The 16,899-nt window shown below is 72.3% G+C and carries 14 protein-coding genes and 2 pseudogenes; 9 read left to right on the top strand and 7 right to left on the bottom strand.

Annotation, left to right across the window (positions count from 1 at the left end; all coding sequences use genetic code 11):
• The first annotated feature begins 2 nt into the window (after window positions 1-2).
• Genes ACF07B_RS11755 through ACF07B_RS11735 form a run of 5 tightly spaced genes read left to right on the top strand, consistent with a single transcriptional unit; the run spans window position 3 to window position 5,367 of the window.
• Window positions 3-1,313, top strand: coding sequence for a hypothetical protein (locus tag ACF07B_RS11755; protein WP_392178824.1), 1,311 nt, complete (start codon window positions 3-5; stop codon window positions 1,311-1,313).
• Window positions 1,310-2,257 (top strand): glycosyltransferase family 2 protein, encoded by a 948-nt coding sequence (locus tag ACF07B_RS11750; protein ID WP_392178823.1) that lies wholly within the window; start codon window positions 1,310-1,312, stop codon window positions 2,255-2,257. Before ACF07B_RS11755 ends, ACF07B_RS11750 begins: the two co-directional genes overlap by 4 nt.
• The gene (locus ACF07B_RS11745; RefSeq protein WP_392178822.1) at window positions 2,254-3,486 is read left to right on the top strand and encodes a polysaccharide pyruvyl transferase family protein; all 1,233 of its coding nucleotides are present in this window, start codon (window positions 2,254-2,256) and stop codon (window positions 3,484-3,486) included. The genes ACF07B_RS11750 and ACF07B_RS11745 overlap by 4 nt, the downstream gene beginning before the upstream one ends.
• Window positions 3,483-4,034 (top strand): dTDP-4-dehydrorhamnose 3,5-epimerase, encoded by a 552-nt coding sequence (gene rfbC, locus ACF07B_RS11740; RefSeq protein WP_362392285.1) that lies wholly within the window; start codon window positions 3,483-3,485, stop codon window positions 4,032-4,034. The genes ACF07B_RS11745 and rfbC overlap by 4 nt, the downstream gene beginning before the upstream one ends.
• Window positions 4,035-4,041: 7 nt before the next feature.
• Entirely contained in the window at window positions 4,042-5,367 is a 1,326-nt protein-coding gene (locus tag ACF07B_RS11735) for a glutamate-1-semialdehyde 2,1-aminomutase (protein ID WP_369486678.1), read from the top strand.
• 98 nt (window positions 5,368-5,465) lie between these two features.
• On the opposite strand, the gene ACF07B_RS11730 is transcribed toward ACF07B_RS11735, so the two are convergent.
• Both ACF07B_RS11730 and ACF07B_RS11725 read right to left on the bottom strand, forming a co-directional pair.
• A complete protein-coding gene (locus tag ACF07B_RS11730) occupies window positions 5,466-6,215 on the bottom strand; it encodes a phosphatase PAP2 family protein (RefSeq protein WP_392178821.1) in 750 nt (249 codons plus the stop codon).
• 129 nt (window positions 6,216-6,344) lie between these two features.
• Window positions 6,345-8,684 carry an FdhF/YdeP family oxidoreductase gene (locus ACF07B_RS11725; RefSeq protein WP_392178820.1) on the bottom strand — a complete coding sequence of 780 codons (2,340 nt, stop codon included), beginning with the start codon at window positions 8,682-8,684 and terminating at the stop codon, window positions 6,345-6,347.
• 264 nt (window positions 8,685-8,948) lie between these two features.
• Between ACF07B_RS11725 and ACF07B_RS11720 the strand changes: the two genes are divergently transcribed.
• Window positions 8,949-9,413: a GreA/GreB family elongation factor gene (locus tag ACF07B_RS11720; RefSeq protein WP_392178819.1), complete on the top strand. Its 465-nt coding sequence runs from the start codon at window positions 8,949-8,951 to the stop codon at window positions 9,411-9,413.
• Window positions 9,414-9,993: 580 nt separating this feature from the next.
• Here ACF07B_RS11720 and ACF07B_RS11715 read toward each other — a convergent pair.
• The 5 genes and pseudogenes from ACF07B_RS11715 to ACF07B_RS11695 all read right to left on the bottom strand — a co-directional run.
• Window positions 9,994-10,656 (bottom strand): annotated as a pseudogene (locus ACF07B_RS11715) (Clp protease N-terminal domain-containing protein); the annotation flags it as partial.
• 234 nt (window positions 10,657-10,890) lie between these two features.
• Complete coding sequence (locus tag ACF07B_RS11710; RefSeq protein WP_392178818.1) at window positions 10,891-11,805, bottom strand: family 1 encapsulin nanocompartment shell protein; 915 nt, start codon at window positions 11,803-11,805, stop codon at window positions 10,891-10,893.
• The gene (locus tag ACF07B_RS11705) at window positions 11,802-12,836 is read right to left on the bottom strand and encodes a Dyp-type peroxidase (protein ID WP_392178817.1); all 1,035 of its coding nucleotides are present in this window, start codon (window positions 12,834-12,836) and stop codon (window positions 11,802-11,804) included. Before ACF07B_RS11705 ends, ACF07B_RS11710 begins: the two co-directional genes overlap by 4 nt.
• A 142-nt stretch (window positions 12,837-12,978) precedes the next feature.
• Complete coding sequence (locus tag ACF07B_RS11700) at window positions 12,979-13,623, bottom strand: DUF1345 domain-containing protein (protein WP_392178816.1); 645 nt, start codon at window positions 13,621-13,623, stop codon at window positions 12,979-12,981.
• A gap of 75 nt (window positions 13,624-13,698) precedes the next feature.
• The gene (locus tag ACF07B_RS11695) at window positions 13,699-14,184 is read right to left on the bottom strand and encodes a PaaI family thioesterase (RefSeq protein WP_392178815.1); all 486 of its coding nucleotides are present in this window, start codon (window positions 14,182-14,184) and stop codon (window positions 13,699-13,701) included.
• 120 nt (window positions 14,185-14,304) lie between these two features.
• On the opposite strand from ACF07B_RS11695, the pseudogene ACF07B_RS11690 reads away from it, so the two are divergent.
• The 3 genes and pseudogenes from ACF07B_RS11690 to ACF07B_RS11680 all read left to right on the top strand — a co-directional run.
• Window positions 14,305-14,760, top strand: a pseudogene (locus ACF07B_RS11690) (winged helix-turn-helix transcriptional regulator); the annotation flags it as partial.
• Between the two features lie 251 nt (window positions 14,761-15,011).
• Window positions 15,012-16,397 carry a diacylglycerol/lipid kinase family protein gene (locus ACF07B_RS11685; protein WP_392178814.1) on the top strand — a complete coding sequence of 462 codons (1,386 nt, stop codon included), beginning with the start codon at window positions 15,012-15,014 and terminating at the stop codon, window positions 16,395-16,397.
• 60 nt (window positions 16,398-16,457) lie between these two features.
• Window positions 16,458-16,898 carry an SRPBCC family protein gene (locus tag ACF07B_RS11680; protein ID WP_392178813.1) on the top strand — a complete coding sequence of 147 codons (441 nt, stop codon included), beginning with the start codon at window positions 16,458-16,460 and terminating at the stop codon, window positions 16,896-16,898.
• The last annotated feature ends 1 nt before the right edge of the window (window position 16,899 follow it).

The raw sequence follows: 16,899 nt of genomic DNA, 5'->3' as shown, positions 1-16,899 counted from the left end.
CCATGACCACCGAGGGGGAGAAGACGACGGCACCGGCGGCACCGGCCGAGGGCGCCGCGGGGACGGCCAAGCGGGCCATGTTCGGCCGGCTGTCCTGGGGACTGGCCGACCAGGCGGCCTCCAGCATCTCCAACTTCGCGGTGGGGATCTACGTGGCGCGCTCGCTGGGGCCGGCCGCCTTCGGCGTGTTCAGTCTGGCCTGGGTGACCTACGGCGTCGTGCTCAACGTCTCCCGCGGACTGGCCACCGACCCGCTCGTCGTGCGCTTCAGCGGCGTGCCGGAGGCGTCCTGGCGCGGGGCGGTGGCCCGCTCGTCGGGTACCGCGCTCGGCGTCGGCGCCACCCTCGGCGCGGTGTGTCTGGTGGCCGGGCCCGTCCTCGGCGGCAGCGTCGGGCCCGCGTTCACCGTCCTCGGCGTCGTGCTGCCCGCGCTGCTGCTCCAGGACGCGTGGCGGTACTCGTTCTTCGCCGCCGGCACCGGCAAGAAGGCGTTCGTCAACGACCTCGTGTGGGGCGTCGCGCTCGTCCCGGCCCTGGTGGTGGCCGCCCACGTGGGCAGCGTGGCCGCGTTCGTGCTCGCCTGGGGCGCGTCCGCCGGTGTGGCCGCGGTGTACGGCTGCCTCCAGTCCGGCATCCGGCCCCGGATGACCGGAGCGCGCGGATGGATCTCCGAGCAGCGTGACCTCGGCTACCGGTACCTCGTCGAGAACGTCGGCCTCAGCGGCGCGTACCAGCTGCGGGCGTACGGGCTCGGCGTGATCGTCGGGGTCAGCGCGGTGGGTGCGGTCCGGGGCGCCGAGCTGCTGCTCGGCCCGTTCCTCGCCGTGCTGATGGGACTGTCGCTGGTCACCGTCGCCGAGGCGGCGCGGGTGCTGCGGCGGGCCCCGCACCGGCTGCACACGTTCTGCCTCCTGCTCGGCGGCGGGCAGGCCGCCGCCGCGGTGCTGTGGGGAGCGGCCCTGCTGCTGGTGCCCGACCGGCTCGGCGAGCTCGTGCTCGGCGGTGTCTGGCACTCCGCCGCACAGCTCATCGTCCCGGCCACGCTCGGTGTCGCGGGCGCCAGCCTCGGCACCGGCGCGGCGGCCGGGCTGCGCGCGCTCGGCGCGGCCCGGCGCAGCCTGCGCTGCCAGATGTTCGCCTCCGTCTGCTACGCCGGCGGCGGGCTCGGCGGGGCGGCCCTGGCCGGCACGGTCGGCTCCGCCTGGGGCGTCGCCGCCGCGACGCTCACCGGCGCGGCCGTGTGGTGGCTCCAACTGCGCTCCGCCCTGCGTGAGCACCGTCAAGACCCGAACCGCGAAGTGAGGACGACATGACCGCCCATCCCCGGCTGAGCATCGGGCTGCCCGTGTACAACGGCGAGGAGTACCTGGCCGAGTCGTTCGACGCCCTGCTCGGCCAGACCTACGAGGACTTCGAGCTGGTCGTCTCCGACAACGCCTCGGCCGACGGGACCGAGGACATCTGCCGCCGGTACGCGGCGAAGGACTCGCGCGTCCGGTACCTGCGGCTGCCCCGGAACATCGGCGCGACGCCGAACCACAACCATGTGCTCGCCGAGTCCCGCGGCGAGCTGTTCAAGTGGGCCTCGCACGACGACCTGTACGGCAGGGACCTGCTGCGGGTGTGCGTGGAGGCGCTGGACGAGCGGCCGGAGATGATCCTCGCGCACACCGGCCAGGCGGTCATCGACGGCGACGGCAAGGTGAAGGTGCCCTACGAGTACACGCTCGCCACCCACTCGCCGCACGCGCCGGATCGCTTCCGCAGCCTGCTGTTCGAGCCCGGCGGCGACGACTTCTACGGGGTGTTCCGGGCCGACAGGCTGCGCCGGGTGAAGGCGATGGACAGCTACCACCACGCGGACCGCACGTACGTCGCCGAGATCGCCCTGCACGGGCCCTTCCACCAGGTGCCGGAACTGCTGTACTTCCGCCGCGACCATCCCACCCGCGCCGAGCGGGCGAACCCGTCCAAGCGCTCGCGGTGCGTCAACCTGGACCCGCGCCGGGCGGGCCCGCTGCACCCGACGCCCCGGCTGCTCGCCGAGTACGTCTGGGGCTTCGTCTCGGCGATCCGGCGGGCGCCGCTGTCCCCGGCCGAGCGGCGCGCCTGCTACCGCCACCTGGCCGCGTGGATGACCAGCCGGGCCCGGCCGGGCGCCGGCGAACGGGTCGAGGACCGCGCCCCCGTCGGCCCGGACCGGCCGACCGTCTCCGTCGACGCCCTGGTCGCCGGCCGCGAGGGAAGGCGCCCGTGACGCCCGCGAAGGAAACCCCGGTGCGCGTCGGGGTGTTCGGCCTGCTCGGCTCCGGCAACCTCGGCAACGACGGGTCGCTGGAGGCCGTGCTCGGGTATCTGCGGGACAGGCACCCGGAGGCGGCCGTGGACGCGCTGTGCGGGGGTCCACAGGCCGTCACGGCCCGGTACGGGATCCCCGCGACGCGGCTGCACTGGTACCGCGGGGAGTACCGGACGGCGTCGCGTGCGGGCGCGATCGCGGGGAAGGGGCTGGGCAAACTCGTCGACGCCTTCCGCACCGCCGGCTGGGTGCGCCGGCACGACGTGGTGATCGTCCCGGGCATGGGCGTCCTGGAGGCCACACTGCCGCTGCGGCCGTGGGGTTTCCCGTACGCGCTGTTCCTGCTCTGCGCGAGCGGCCGGCTGTCCGGCACCCGGGTCGCGCTGGTCGGAGTCGGCGCCGCCCCGATCGGCAACCGGGCGACCCGGACCCTGGTGCGCTGGTCGGCACGGCTGGCCGCGTACCGGTCGTACCGGGACTCCCCCTCCCGCGACGCGATGCGGGTGATGGGCGTGGACACCTCGCGCGACGAGGTCCACCCGGACCTCGCGTTCGCCCTGCCGGCCCCGCCGGCGAGCGCGCCCTCGGGCGCGCCGGGCCCGGTCTGCGTCGGTGTCATGGCCTTCCACGGAGGCGACGACGACCGCGCCCGGGCCGAGGAGATCCACCGGCGCTACCTCGACGGGACGACCCGGTTCGTGCGCACGCTGGTCGAGGAGGGCAGGCCGGTCCGGCTGGTCACCGGCGACGACGTCGACGCGACGGTGGTCGCCGCGATCCTCGGCGCGGTGGACTCGCCGCTGGTCACGGTCGCCGAGGCGGCCTCGCTGGCCGACCTGATGAAGGAGATGGCGGCCGCGGACAGCGTGGTGGCGACCCGGTACCACAACCTGATCTGCGCGCTGAAGGCCGGCACGCCGACGCTGGCGCTCAGCTACGCGGCGAAGAGCGACGCGCTCATGGCCCAGATGGGACTGGACGCCTACTGCCACCCGGCCCGCGAGGTCGACGCCGACCGGCTGCTCGAACAGTTCCGGGCCCTGGAGAAGGACTCTGCCGGGCTGCGGCGGACCCTCGCCGATCGGAACCGGGACGCCGTCCGGCGCCTCGACCATCAGTTCACCGCCCTGACAGCCGCCCTGTTCCCGGCGACCGACCACGCCCACGCCCCGCGGGAGACCGAATGAAAGCGACCCACGTCCCGGCGATCGCCGGCGCGTACCTGTTCGAGCCGACACCGTTCGCCGACGAACGCGGCTTCTTCAGCCGCACCTTCGACGCCGACGTGGTCCGCTCGGTGGGCCTCGACCCGGACGCCTTCATCCAGGACAGCCTGTCCCGTTCGGTCCGGGGCGTGCTGCGCGGTCTGCACCTGCGCTCCGGCGCGGGCGAGGCCAAGCTCGTGCGGTGCTCGTACGGAAGGATCTTCGACGTCGTCGTGGATCTGCGGGCGGACTCGCCGACGTACCGCAACGTGGCCACCTTCGAGCTGTCCGGCGAGACGCAGGTCTCGCTGTACATCCCGGCGGGGTGCGCGCACGGCTTCCAGTCGCTGACCGAGACCGCCGACACCTCGTACCGGATCGACCGGCCGCACGATCCGGCCGAGGACGTGACGATCGCCTTCGACGACCCGGAGCTCGCCATTCCCTGGCCGCTGCCGGCCACATCGATGTCCCGACGGGACCGGGAGGCACCGAGCCTCGCCGAGGTCCTGAAGCACAAAGAGAGCTGAGGTCCCCGTGGACACCGAAGAGCTTCACCTGCCCCTGTCGCGGACAGCCAACGAGCGGCTGCACGCCATGATCCCCGGGGGCGCGCACACCTACGCCAAGGGCGACGACCAGTACCCCGACAACCTGGCCCCCGTCATCAGTCACGGCAACGGTGCCCACGTGTGGGACGTCGACGGAAACCGCTACATCGAGTACGGCTCCGGCCTGCGGTCGGTCAGCCTGGGCCACGCCCACCCCCGTGTGGTCGAGGCGGTACGGCGGGAACTCGACCGGGGCTGCAACTTCGTCCGGCCCTCCATCGTGGAGGTCGACGCCGCGGAACGCTTCCTGGCCACGGTGCCGACCGCCGAGATGGTGAAGTTCGCGAAGAACGGCTCCGACGCCACCACCGCCGCGGTGCGCCTCGCCCGGGCCGCCACCGGGCGCACGCGGGTGGCCCTGTGCGCCGACCATCCGTTCTTCTCCGTCGACGACTGGTTCATCGGCACCACGCCGATGTCCGCCGGTATTCCGGCGGAGACCAACGAGCTCACCGTGACGTTCCCCTACGGGGATCTGGCCGCCACGGAGGAGCTGCTGAACCGCTACCCGGGCGACGTCGCCTGCCTGATCCTCGAACCCGCCTCCCACACCGAGCCGCCGCCCGGGTACCTCGCCGGTCTGCGCGAGCTGGCCGACCGGCACGGCTGCGTCCTGGTCTTCGACGAGATGATCACCGGCCTGCGCTGGTCCGAGGCGGGCGCCCAGGGCCTGTACGGCGTCGTCCCCGACCTCTCCACGTTCGGCAAGGCGCTGGGCAACGGGTTCGCCGTCTCCGCGCTGGCCGGGCGCCGCGAGCTGATGGAGATGGGCGGGCTGCGTCACTCCGGCGAGCGGGTGTTCCTGCTGTCCACCACGCACGGCGCGGAGACGCACTCCCTGGCGGCCTCCATGGCCGTGCTCACCACCTATGTCGAAGAGGGCATCACCGCGCGGCTGCACGCCCTCGGCGACCGGCTCGCCGCCGGTGTCCGCGAGGCCGCGGCCACCATGGGTGTCGGCGACCACGTCGTCGTGCGGGGCCGGGCCAGCAACCTGGTCTTCGCCACCCTCGACGAGAAGGGTCAGCCGTCGCAGGAGTACCGCACCCTGTTCCTGCGCCGGCTTCTCGCGGGCGGGGTGCTGGCCCCGTCGTTCGTGGTGAGCAGCGCGCTCGACGAGGCGGACATCGATCACACCGTCGACGTGGTGGCCCAGGCATGCGCGGTGTACCGCAAGGCACTGGACGCGGGCGACCCGAACCCCTGGCTGGCCGGACGGCCGGTGAAACCCGTGTTCCGCAGCCGTGTGTGACATGGCGTGAGACGACATGGCGTCGGAGGGCCTGATGTCCAGGTGGCGGGGCGTCAGGTGGTGAGGCGTCAGATGAAAGAGCATCTGGTGGAAGGGCGTCAGCCACGCCCTCGGTGACCCGCGCCGGCCGGGCGGTCCGTCGACCGGCCGGCCCGCCGGTCCGCCATCCTGTCGTCGGGCCGGCCGGCCCGCCCGTCCGCCCACCGGTCGCCGGACCGCCCGGTCTGCCGGTCCGCGGTCCGGTCGACCGTCCGGTCGACCAGCCACGCGGTCGCCGGGACCACCGCCAGCGCGGTGCACCAGCCGCCGAGGGCGTCGGTCGGGTAGTGCGCGCCCAGGGCGACCTCCGCCCAGCCCATGGCCGCGCCGGCCACCAGCGCCGCGGCGAGCACGAGTGACAGGCCGGCCGTCCTGCCGAGGCGGGACCGGCCGGCCGCCGTCAGCGCCACCACGAGGGCGACCACGGTGGCGAAGGCGGTGTGCCCGCTGGGGTAGGACAGGTTGTCGCCGTGGATGGTGCGTCCCACCAGGGACTTGAGCAGCGTCGCCGTGCCCACGGTGAGCGCGGCGCCGGCGACGAGCAGCACGGCCGCGCGAGGGCGCCGAAGGAGCAGGAAGCCCGCCACGGCGGCCACGACCAGCGCCGCCGATCCCGCCGGCTCCCCCAGGAAGTCCAGGACCAGAGCGACGTGCCGCCACGACGGCCCTACGTCGTACGCCGCCGTCCCGATCCGCGCGTCCCAGGTACCGGGCGTGCTGTCACCGCGGTACAGGACCCCGAGCAGGAGGACCACCAGCGCGGCGAGGACCGCGACGATCCCGAGCGGCGTGCGCAGCGCCGGAGGCACGGCGGCTTCCGCTCGACGCCAACTCCCCACCGTGACACCCCCGTTGTGTCCGACTCGGCCCGTACGCGAGCCTTTGTCACCCTAACCAACAACGCGGTCGCGGCGCACGGCCGCCGATGGCTCCGCGAGTCAACTGTTGGCGAAGTCTCCGTCGGCTCGACCGGACGGCTCGATGGTGACCTTGACGTGTTTCATCAGGGGCTGGTCGCTCTGGACGCTGTAGTCGCCGATCGCGCAGAGCACGTTCATCTCCGGCATGTAGCCGGCCGCGCAGCCGCGGGGGATGTCGTACGGGATGGCCAGATAGCCGTCGAGGCTGCGGTGGCTTCCGTCCTTGGCGGTGCTGACGATCTCGACCGGGGTGAACTCGGAGATGCCGCGTTCACGCATGTCGTCCTCGTTCATGAAGACCAGCGTGCGCAGGTTCTTGACGCCCCGGTAGCGGTCGTTGTCCGAGTAGATCGTGGTGTTCCACTGGTCGTGGGACCGCATGGTGCCGAGCGCCAGGGTGCCGGGCTCGGGGATCACGTCGGGCAGGGGGGCCGCGGAGAACTCGGCCAGGCCCGACGGGGTGAGGAAGACCAGTTCGCGGGCGGGCTGTTTGATCCGGAACCCCAGCGGCAGGCGCACGCGCCGGTTGCAGTCCTCGAACCCGTCCAGGACCCGGGCCATCGTGTCGCGGATACGGTCGTAGTCCTCGATGTACCACTCCCACGGGGTGGCGCTGTCCGGGAGGGCGGCGCGCGCGATGCCGGCGATGATGGCGGGCTCGGAGAGCAGGTGCTTCGAGGCGGGGCGCTTCATGCCGACGGACAGGTGGACCATGCTCATCGAGTCCTCGACCGAGGTGCTCTGGACGCCGCCGCGCTGGTGGTCCTTCTCGGTCCGGCCCAGACACGGGAGGATGAGCGCCCGGCGGCCGTGCACGAGGTGGCTGCGGTTGAGCTTGGTGCTCACCTGGACGGTGAGGTCGCAGTTGCGCAGGGCTGTGTAGGTGTACGGGGTGTCGGGCGCGGCGAGGGCGAAGTTGCCGCCCATGCCGACGAACACCTTCACGTCGCCGCGGTGCATGGCCCGGATGGTGGCCACGGTGTCCATGCCGTGCTCGCGGGGCGGGTCGATCCCGCAGACCTCCGCCAGCCGGTCCAGGAACTCCTCGCCCGGCCGGTGGTCGATGCCGCACGTCCGGTTGCCCTGGACGTTGCTGTGCCCGCGCACGGGTGAGGGACCGGCGCCCTCGCGGCCCAGATTGCCGCGCAGCAGAAGGAGGTTGACGATCTCCCGCACGGTGTCGACGCCGTGTTCGTGCTGGCTGACGCCCAGACACCAGCTGATGATGGAGCGGTCGGCGTCGCGGTACACCCGGGCCGCTTTGAGGATGCCGTCCCGGCTGACCCCGGACTGCCGCTCGATGGCATCCCAGGACGTGGCCTCGCACACCGCGCGGTACTTGTCGAAGTAGGCCGTATGACGGTCGATGAACTCCTGGTCCAGGGCCTTGGGATCCGTTCCGGACTGCTCCAGGATCGCCTTGGCCATGCCCCGCAGGAGCGCCATGTCCCCGCCGATGCGCGGCTGGAGGTTCAGGGTGCTGGTCCGGGTGGTCTTGAGGACGGCCATGTCCGTGAAGTCGTGCGGGACGATGGTCCGGGTGGCGGCGGCCTCGACCAGGGGGTTGATGTGCACGATCTGGGCGCCGCGGTGGTAGGCCTCGGCGAGGGCGGTGAGCATCCTGGGCGCGTTGGAGGCGGCGTTGACGCCCATGATGAACAGGGCGTCGGTGGTCTCCCAGTCCTTGAGGTCGGCGGTCCCCTTGCCGGTGCCGAGCGACGCCGCCAGGGCCCGGCCGCTGGCCTCGTGGCACATGTTCGAGCAGTCGGGCAGGTTGTTCGTGCCCAGCTCGCGGGCCAGCAGCTGATAGAGGAACGTGGCCTCGTTGCCCAGGCGGCCCGACGTGTAGAAGGAGGCCTGGCCGGGATCGTCGAGTTCACGCAGGGTGCGTCCGGCGAGTTCGAAGGCGTCGCGCCAGCTCACCGGCACGTAGTGGTCCGACTCCGGGTCGTAGGCCATCGGTTCGGTCAGCCGGCCCTGGTCCTCCAGGTCGTAGTCGCTCCAGCCGGACAGCTCGGCCACCGAGTGCGCGGCGAAGAACTCACGGCCGACCCGCTTGCCCGTCATCTCCCAGGTGACGTGCTTGATGCCGTTCTCGCAGATGTCCAGGTGCAGGCCCTTGGTGTCGTCGGGCCACGCGCATCCTGGACAGTCGAAACCCGTGTTCTCGTGGTTCATGCGCATGATCGCGCGGGGGCCGTCCACGAGCGCGCGCTCGCGCACGAGGAACTGGCTCACGCTCTTGGCCGCACCCCAGCCGGCGGCCGGGTGATGGTACGGATGGAATTCCGGTTCGCCCCGCGGGTCGGGCCCGACATGGGGTACCCGGCCGTCCTGTCCGTTCTGGGATGCGTCCAAGAGTCTCACCGAGCTAGCACTGGGGTCGTCGACCGTGGTTCGCGGCGTGCTTGCGGCGGCCCTTCTTCTTCCGGCGTCGCTTCGAGGACATGGGACCTCCCTCACTCACTGACTCACAGGACAGCGCGAAGCGTCCTGAACTCCGGTGACCCACGATTCCACACATCACATAGCGTCGCGATCCGACTCAACAGCACACAGAGATACACGGATATGCTGAAAGCGCCCCGATTCACCCTGATCGCGCACCCCGAGGGAGTAGGCATGCCCAGCGAACCGGCACCGATCAGCGAGACCGCCCGGCAGGCACTGGAGCGGGAACTCGCCGACCTCCGCACCGAACGCGGAACGGTCGCGGCGACCCGGCGGAACTCGGACGCGGAGGTGGGCGACCACGCCGACGCCGCCGACGAGTTGCAGCGCGCGAACGATCTGCGACACCTGGACGACTGGATCGCGCGGATCACCACACGGCTCGCCCAGGCGGACACGGCGGGCCCGCCGCCCACGGACGAGGTCGGTGTGGGCAGCACGGTCACCGTGCGCTTCGCGGACGGCACGACGGACACCGTTCAGATCGGCGAGACCGCCGCGGTGCTGGACCGGACGCTCGTCACGGCCGACAGCCCGCTCGGACACGCTCTCCTCGGCCACCGGGCGGGAGACACCGTGGACTTCCAGGCGCCCGAAGGACCCCGGAGCGTGGTCGTGGTCTCCCTGGGCCGGTAGCGCCGCGGCGCCACCGGCCCGAACCTCGCCCCGGAGTCCCCGGCGCGTTCCCCGCGGTGAACCGGTGGGTTCAATCCCCGTAACTGGAGGGCGGATAGGGGGACCTGGTCCGCCGGGTGACATGGCCCGTGGGGATCCGGCCCGAGCCCACCTCCAGGTCGATCTCCACGCGCTCGCGCCGGTATGCGGCTTCGGGATCCTCCATGGGCCCGCCGAGCAGACCGGCTTCCCGCCGCTCACGGACCGTACGTGCGTGGAGTTCGTCGTCGTCGCTCCGCAGGGGCATTCCCCTGTTGTGGGCGTGCTCCGGATCGCCTTCGACAGCCCGGTTGGACTTGTGGTGCGTCATGCGCAGCCTCCTCAAACGACTACCCGGCGTATCGAGCGCCCGGGTACGTCCCTCGGTCTCAGGAGTCCTCCGTCCCGTCCTTCGTCGTGCGTCGGTCACTCGTTCCCCGTGTCTCCGGCGGGCTCCGCGCTCCCGCCCGAAGGTCCCGCGTCCGGGGCGCTGTCGTCCCCGGCCCTTGCGCACCGTGCAGCGCACGGAGCCGTCGCGGTCATCGGCGACGATCGTGTCGCCGGGTTCGGCCTCGCCGCCGAGCAGCAGCTCCGCGATGCCGTTGTCGAGCTCCGTCCGGATCGTGCGCCTCGGCGGGTGGGCACCGAACTCCGGTTGATGACCGTGGGCCGTCAGCAGCTTCTTGGCCGCCTCGGTCACCTCCAGCCTCATGCCCTGCGCGCGCACCCGGCGTTCGCTCCGGTCGAGGAGATGCCCGACGATCTGCGCCGGATCGTCCTCCCCCAGGGCGGCGAGGATGTGCTCGGGGCCGATGTAGGACACCCCGGTCGCCTGCGAGCGGGCGTACGCGGCGGCGAGGGTGCGCTTGGCCGCCGGGGTCAGGCCCGGCTCCGAGGAAGGTTCGCTGCTCTCCCGGGGGAGGACCTCGGCCAGCTGCGCGGCGAGCGCGTCGGGGTCCAGCTCCGCGCGGGCCAGCAGGGAGCGGGCGGGTTCCACCTTCGTCGCGGCCCACAGCAGGTGCTCCGTGTCGAGATCCGACGTCCCGTCCTGCTGGGCCCGCTGTGCGGCCAGGTTCAGAAGCTCCTGCGAGGACTCCGTCAGCAGCCGTCCGATGGGCACGCGCTGCACCGCCGGAGGAGACGACGCGGGCGACATCCCGAAGAAGCGGTTCAGCAGTTCACCGAAGGGGTCGGACGAGCCGAAACCGTAGGACGACATCGACATGGTCAGCTCCCGGTGCGGCATCGAGTCCTTCCACCATTTCGCGGCACCTATTGCTCCGCAACCGGAGCGGGCATCCGTGCCTTTAACGGCCTGGCCTGCGAATCTTCCCCGGAGAAGGGGGAACTCGCCGAGGGGAAGGGGCCGTTGGCGACCGCCGGAAAACGGATACGGCCCGGCCCGCTGACCCGCGCGGAAGGCCGCCCCGCCCCGGGAACGCCCGCGCCCCCGGCGGGATCAGCCTCCGCCCCTGTCCGCGCCCATGTCCATGTTCGTGTCCATGTCCATATCCATGTCCGTGTTCGCGCCCGTCCACGGGTCGAGCGCCACCACGGCCTCGTCCGTGTGGACGAGGAACGTCAGGGTCTGCCGGAAGTACAGGTCGATGCCGGTGGCGTCGTGGGCGGTGTAGCCGATGGCGAGATCCTCGCCGAGGCGCAGTTCGTAGTCGCCGCCCCGGGTGGTGAGCAGGAAGGCCCCCTCGACGGCGGGGGCCCAGATCAGCCGGCCGTCGAGCAGCCGGCCGAGGTGGGCGGTGACGGGGTAGCCGTGGTCGGAGGTCTCGCTGACCGCCGTGTACGCCTCCGCGCCCAGCAGCAGCGTGTACGGGCCCTGCACTCCGGCCAGCCGCAGGGTGCTCAGGGCGTGGCTGACGGCGTCGGGGAAGTCGCGGGGCTCCGCGGGAAGGCGGAGCACGGGGTTGGAGGTACGGGCGCGAAGACCGTCGACTCCGGCCGCCGCGTAGCCGTTGAACACGGTCTGGTCCTCCGCGAACGCCATGGTGCGGGCCGCGTCCTTGACCGGCTGCCAGTCCGAGTCCTTGGCGCCCCGGTCCACGTCGTCGACGGCGTCACGGCTGACCCGGAACGGCACCGTCAGCTCGACCAGGGGCTGAACCCGGCGCAGCCGGGCCGCGACACCGGGTGAGGGTCCGTCGACGCGGGACAGGTGGCCGGTCCCCACGGCGGCGAGTTCGGGGCCGTCGGGGCCGGTGACGTCGACGACGCGGCGGCCGGCGAGATTGCGCCGGAACGTGCGGCGCGCCTCGTCCTCGATCTCGTTCCAGGCGGCGGGCGTGATGGGCGCGAGTTCCCGGTGCAGCTTGCCGGTCCCGGCAGTTCCGGCGGCGGTGGCGTCGGGTGCGGTCGTCATGTTCGGACTCCTTTGAGGCTGCCGATCCCCAGCGAGCCGTCCGCCACCACGCGCTCGCCGGCTGCGGACGGGTCCGCCGCGCTCTCGTCCGCCTCCCGCTCGCCGGGGGCGGCGGGGAGGTCGTCGAGAAAGCCGGCGGGCGGCACGTGGAAGAGGCATCCGGTGATCGCGGTCGAGAAGTCGAGGATGCGGTCGTGCGAGGCCCGGCCGTCTCCGAGGAACATGTTGCGCAGCATCTGCTCGGTCACCTCGGGGGTGCGGGCGTAGCCGATGAAGAAGGTGCCGAACTCGCCCTCGCCCAGGGTGCCGAACGGCATGTTCTCCCGCACGATCTTGCGTTCGTCGCCGTCCTCGCCGGTGATGGTGTTGAGCGCGACATGGGAGTCGGCCGGTTTGACGTCGTCGGGGAGTTCGACGTTGGCGAGCTTCGTACGCCCGATGACCCTCTCCTGCTCGTCCGACGGCAGCGCGTTCCATGTCCGCAGGTCGTGCAGGTACTTCTGGACGATCACGTAGCTGCCGCCGGCGAAGCCGGGGTCCTCGTCGCCGATGAGCACGGCGTCGGCGGCCGCGGGGCCTTCGGGGTTCTCGCTGCCGTCGACGAAGCCGAGCAGGTCGCGGTCGTCGAAGTACTTGAATCCATGGACCTCGTCGACCACCGTGACCGCGCCGTCCAGCCGTTCCATGATCAGCCGGGCCAGTTCGAAGCAGAGGTCATCGCGGCGGGCCCGCACATGGAACAGGAGGTCTCCCGGCGTGGCCGGGGCCCGGTGGCGTCTGCCCGTCAACTCCACGAACGGGTGCAGCTGTTGGGGGCGGGGTCCGTCGAACAGCCGGTCCCAGGCCGCCGATCCGACACCGACGACGCAGCCGAGTTCGCCGTCGGGAGCCCGGAAGGAGACGGAGCGGCGCAGTCCGGAGACGTCCTCCAGGAGGCCGCGGACCGTGCCCTCGTGCCCCGGCGTGATGGTGGCCACGAGGAAGACGGTGGCCCTGGCCGGTCGGGAGATCACAGCCTGTGGCTCGGCCAAGGGTCGCTCTCCTCGGGGGACGCGGAGGTGTCCGTCGTGAGGGGACGCGGAGGTGTCCCGTCGCGCACGGACCGGTCGGTGCTTCCCCCATCCTGCTTCGTCCCGGGGCAAACCGCACCAGAACGGACCGCGCGTGGTGGTGTCAGCCGCTCACGAGTCCGACGACGACGTTGATGGCCGTGGCGAGAATGCTGGTGCCGAACACGTACGACAGGAGGCAGTGCCTCAGCACGATGGAGCGGATCCCCGGACTGGAGACGCCGGTGTCGGACACCTGGTAAGTCATCCCGAGGTTGTAGCTGAAGTAGAAGAAGTCGCGGTACGCCGGTGGCTCGTCCGTGTTGAAGTCGATGCCGCCGTTCGCCTCGTAGTACACGTAGGCGTAGCGGGTGGCGTACATCAGGTGCAGGGCGGCCCAGGCCAGGAACACTCCGCACAGGGCGGTCACGGCCCCCGCGTGGCCCTGGTCGGAGCGGCTGCCGCGCAGGAGCAGCAGCACGATGGCGCCCAGCCCGCACAGGGCGACCGCGACCACCACGAGTTCGTCGGCCAGGGGGCGGAAGTCCTCGCGGCGCGCGTTGTCGCGGGTGGCCGTGGGCGTCATCGGCCACAGCACCGCCCAGCCCGCGAGGACGAAGGACAGTTCCGTCACCGCGATCCCGACGAGCGAGCCCAGGAAGACGTCGTTCGAGAGCCCGACGGCCACACCGACCACGGCACCGAGGATCACCGCGACGATCAGGCGCGGCACGGCGTCCAGGGGCAGTCTCGGCAGGCTGGTCCTCATACGCCGCCACGGTAGTCCCGGAGGCCCCGGTCGGCCCGGTGGAACCGCGGCGGGCGGACGGAGAGCAGCGGCGGGTCAGACGGGGAACAGCAGACAGCTGCTGGTGGTGTGGGCGAGCAGCCGGCCTGCCGCGTCGAAGAGCTCCGCCTGGGCGAGGGCCGTACGGCGGCCGCTGTTGAGGACGGTGCCGACCGCGCGGATCCCGCCGGTGTCCACGGTGACCGGCCGCAGGAACTTCACGTTCAGGTCGAGCGAGGTGTACCCGGTGCCCCGGGGCAGCACGGACTGCACCGCACAGCCCGCGGCGGAGTCCAGCAGGGTGGCGTAGACGCCTCCGTGGACGCTTCCGATGGGGTTGTAGTGCTCCTCCCCCGGAACCAGGGAGAAGACCACCCGGCCGTGCTCGACCTCGTCCAGGGTCATGCCCACGGTCGCGGAGATCGGCGGCGCGGGGAGCCGTCCGGCCTGCATCTCGCGGAGGAATTCGAGGCCGCTGTAGCGGGCGACGGCCGCCGCGGTGACGGCCGGGTCCTCCCAGTCGTACGTACGAGACCTGCCCATGGTTCTCCCGCTCTCCCGCCTCGGCCCTCTGGCTCTGCTTTTCGAAGTCAGCTGGTACGACAGAAGCTAGCCAGCGCGCCACCTGGCTGTCAATCTCACAGTCAGCCTACGATGGGGCGCATGACGTGGCTCGACACCAGTACCGAGAACTGCACGGTCCAGCGGACCCTCGACCTGATCGGCGAGAAGTGGTCGATGCTGGTCCTGCGGGACGCGATGAACGGCGTACGGCGTTTCGACGACTTCCGGCGCCATGTCGGGCTCTCCGAGAGCGTGCTGGCGGACCGGCTGCGGAAGCTGGTCGCGGCCGGGATCCTGGACTCCGTGCCGTACAGCGAGCCCGGCAGCCGCACCCGGCACGAGTACCGGCTCACCCGCAAGGGCTGGGAGCTGTGGCCCGCCATGATCGCCCTCAAGCAGTGGGGCGACCGCTACACCGCGGACCCCGAGGGGCCGCCGCTGGAAGTGGTGCACGCGGACTGCGGCGAACAGGTCCGCGCGGTGGTCGAGTGCGGAGCCGGGCACGGCGCGCTGATCCCGCCAAAGGCACGTACCCGCCCGGGCCCTTCGGCGCGGCGGGCGGATCCCGCCGCCCTCCCGGCCTCCGGGCGCGGAACGGGAGGGGACGCGAGCCAGGAAACGGACCGGGACACAGGCCGCCTCGTGGCCCCGGAGCCCGGCTCGTGACAGGTTGACCCTGTGAGGGCTGTCCCGGCAGATCGGACATGGACGTCCGCCGCACGGGCATCCGGTTCGCGTGATCGGCGCGGCGGTGCTTCTCTCGGACGGCGACCGCGGCGCCGGACGGACCGACCGGTGGAGGCACGATGAGCACGCAGACGGGGCCGCCGGCCAGAGAACGGTGGGCGGCGAGAGCCGCGCTCGCGGCGGCGGCGCTCGCCGTGGCGCTGCCGCTCGCCTTCGGGGGCGTACGCGGCTTCCTGCTCCTGCTCGCCGCCCTCGCCGCCATGGCCGTCGCGGCGGCGGCGCTGTGGTGGGCGCTGACCCGGCGCGGCGCGGTGCGCTGGATCGCGGGTCTGCTCGCGGTCGTCCTCCCGCTCGCCGTCGTCGTGGTCCTCGCGCTCACGCTGCTGTGGACCCTGCTGCTGTCCCCGGTGCTGTGGATCATCGCCGTGTGGTGCGGCCGGTACGCGCTGCGCAGCGCCCGCGGCCGGGTCCGGCCCATGAAGGAGCACCGCACCCCGCCGCCGCGAAGGCCGTTCGTCCTGATGAATCCCCGGTCCGGCGGCGGCAAGGTGGAGCGCTTCGGACTCGTGGAGAAGGCCGAGCGGCTCGGCGCCCGCGTGGTGCTCCTCGACCCCGAGCAGCACCAGGACGTCACCGAACTGGCCCGGCAGGCGGTCGCCGACGGAGCGGACCTGCTGGGCGTCGCGGGCGGCGACGGGACGCAGGCGCTCGTCGCGGCCGTGGCCGCCGAACACGGGCTGCCCTTCCTCGTCGTCTCGGCCGGCACCCGCAACCACTTCGCGATGGACCTCGGCCTGGACCGCGACGACCCGTCCACCTGCCTGGACGCGCTGACGAACGGGGTCGAACTGCGGGTGGACCTCGGCTTCGCCGGGACGCACCCGTTCGTCAACAACGCCTCGTTCGGCGCGTACGCGGCCGTCGTCCAGGATCCCGCCTACCGGGACGACAAGATCGGCACGATCCTGGAACTCCTTCCGGACCTGCTCACCCGCCAGCGCGGACCCGAGCTGAGCGCCCACGCCGCCGGCACGACCCTCGTGGCACCGCAGGCGGTGCTGGTGAGCAACAACCCGTACCGCACCAACGATCCGGCGGGCCTCGGACGGCGTGAGCGGCTGGACTCGGGGCTGCTCGGTGTTCTCGGCGTCAAGGTGGACAGCGCGGTCGAGGCCGCCGCCCTGCTGCTCTCCCCCGCCCCGCACGGCCTGTCCGTCCTCACGGCGCGCGAGGTGGTGGTGACCGGCGACAGCGAGGAGCTGGAAGCCGGCATCGACGGCGAGGCCATGGTCCTGCCCACCCCGGTGCGCTGCCGCGTCGAACCGGGCGTGCTGCGCGTACGCGTCCCGAGGAAGCGTCCGGGCGTCCCCGCCGTCCACCCCACCCTGGACTGGCGCCGGCTGATGGCCATGGCCCTGCTCGTGAGCCGCACCGCCGGTGTGCACCGCCCCGGCCACGGACCGGGGCGGGAACGACGACCGGAGGACGGGTCCGGCACCGAGTGAGCACCGGACGAGGGCGGGTTCGCGGATGATCCGCGGCCTTCCGGCGCCTACGATCGTGCCGTGGTCCTCTTCGTCCTGGAACGCGTGTCCCGGCACTCCGTCGCCGAGAGCTGGCGGCGGCTGACGGACTGGCCCCGGCACGCGGACGTCGTCCCGCTGACCCGGGTCAGCGTGCGCACGCCCGCGCCGACACGGGAGGGCACGGTCTTCGTGGCACGCTCGGGGCTCGGGCCGCTCGCGTTCGACGACCCGATGGAGGTCGTCGGGTGGAGCCCGCCGGGCGGCTCGGGCCCGGGAACGTGCCGGCTGGCCAAGCGCGGCACGTTCGTCACGGGCTGGGCCGAGTTCGAGGTGCACCCGGCGGACGGCGGCGGTTCACGGGTGGTCTGGCGGGAGGACCTGAGCGTGCGCGGCCTGCCCGCCCGCGCCGACCGCCCGCTGGGGTGGTCGGCGCGGTGGATGTTCGGACGGGCGATGGACGGGCTGCTGGGGCGGGAGTAGT

Origin of the sequence: Streptomyces sp. NPDC015532, from assembly GCF_043078065.1 — a bacterium.
Lineage (GTDB): Bacteria > Actinomycetota > Actinomycetes > Streptomycetales > Streptomycetaceae > Streptomyces.
This window is presented reverse-complemented; position numbering and strand designations above follow the sequence as displayed.

Excerpts from the sequence above, each read along its gene's own strand:
- ACF07B_RS11755 (WP_392178824.1), top strand. The coding sequence starts at position 3 with ATGACCACCGAGGGGGAGAAGACGACGGCACCGGCGGCACCGGCCGAG.
- ACF07B_RS11750 (WP_392178823.1), top strand. The coding sequence starts at position 1,310 with ATGACCGCCCATCCCCGGCTGAGCATCGGGCTGCCCGTGTACAACGGC.
- rfbC (WP_362392285.1), top strand. The coding sequence starts at position 3,483 with ATGAAAGCGACCCACGTCCCGGCGATCGCCGGCGCGTACCTGTTCGAG.
- ACF07B_RS11720 (WP_392178819.1), top strand. The coding sequence starts at position 8,949 with ATGCCCAGCGAACCGGCACCGATCAGCGAGACCGCCCGGCAGGCACTG.
- ACF07B_RS11710 (WP_392178818.1), bottom strand. The coding sequence starts at position 11,805 with ATGACGACCGCACCCGACGCCACCGCCGCCGGAACTGCCGGGACCGGC.
- ACF07B_RS11700 (WP_392178816.1), bottom strand. The coding sequence starts at position 13,623 with ATGAGGACCAGCCTGCCGAGACTGCCCCTGGACGCCGTGCCGCGCCTG.
- ACF07B_RS11695 (WP_392178815.1), bottom strand. The coding sequence starts at position 14,184 with ATGGGCAGGTCTCGTACGTACGACTGGGAGGACCCGGCCGTCACCGCG.
- ACF07B_RS11685 (WP_392178814.1), top strand. The coding sequence starts at position 15,012 with ATGAGCACGCAGACGGGGCCGCCGGCCAGAGAACGGTGGGCGGCGAGA.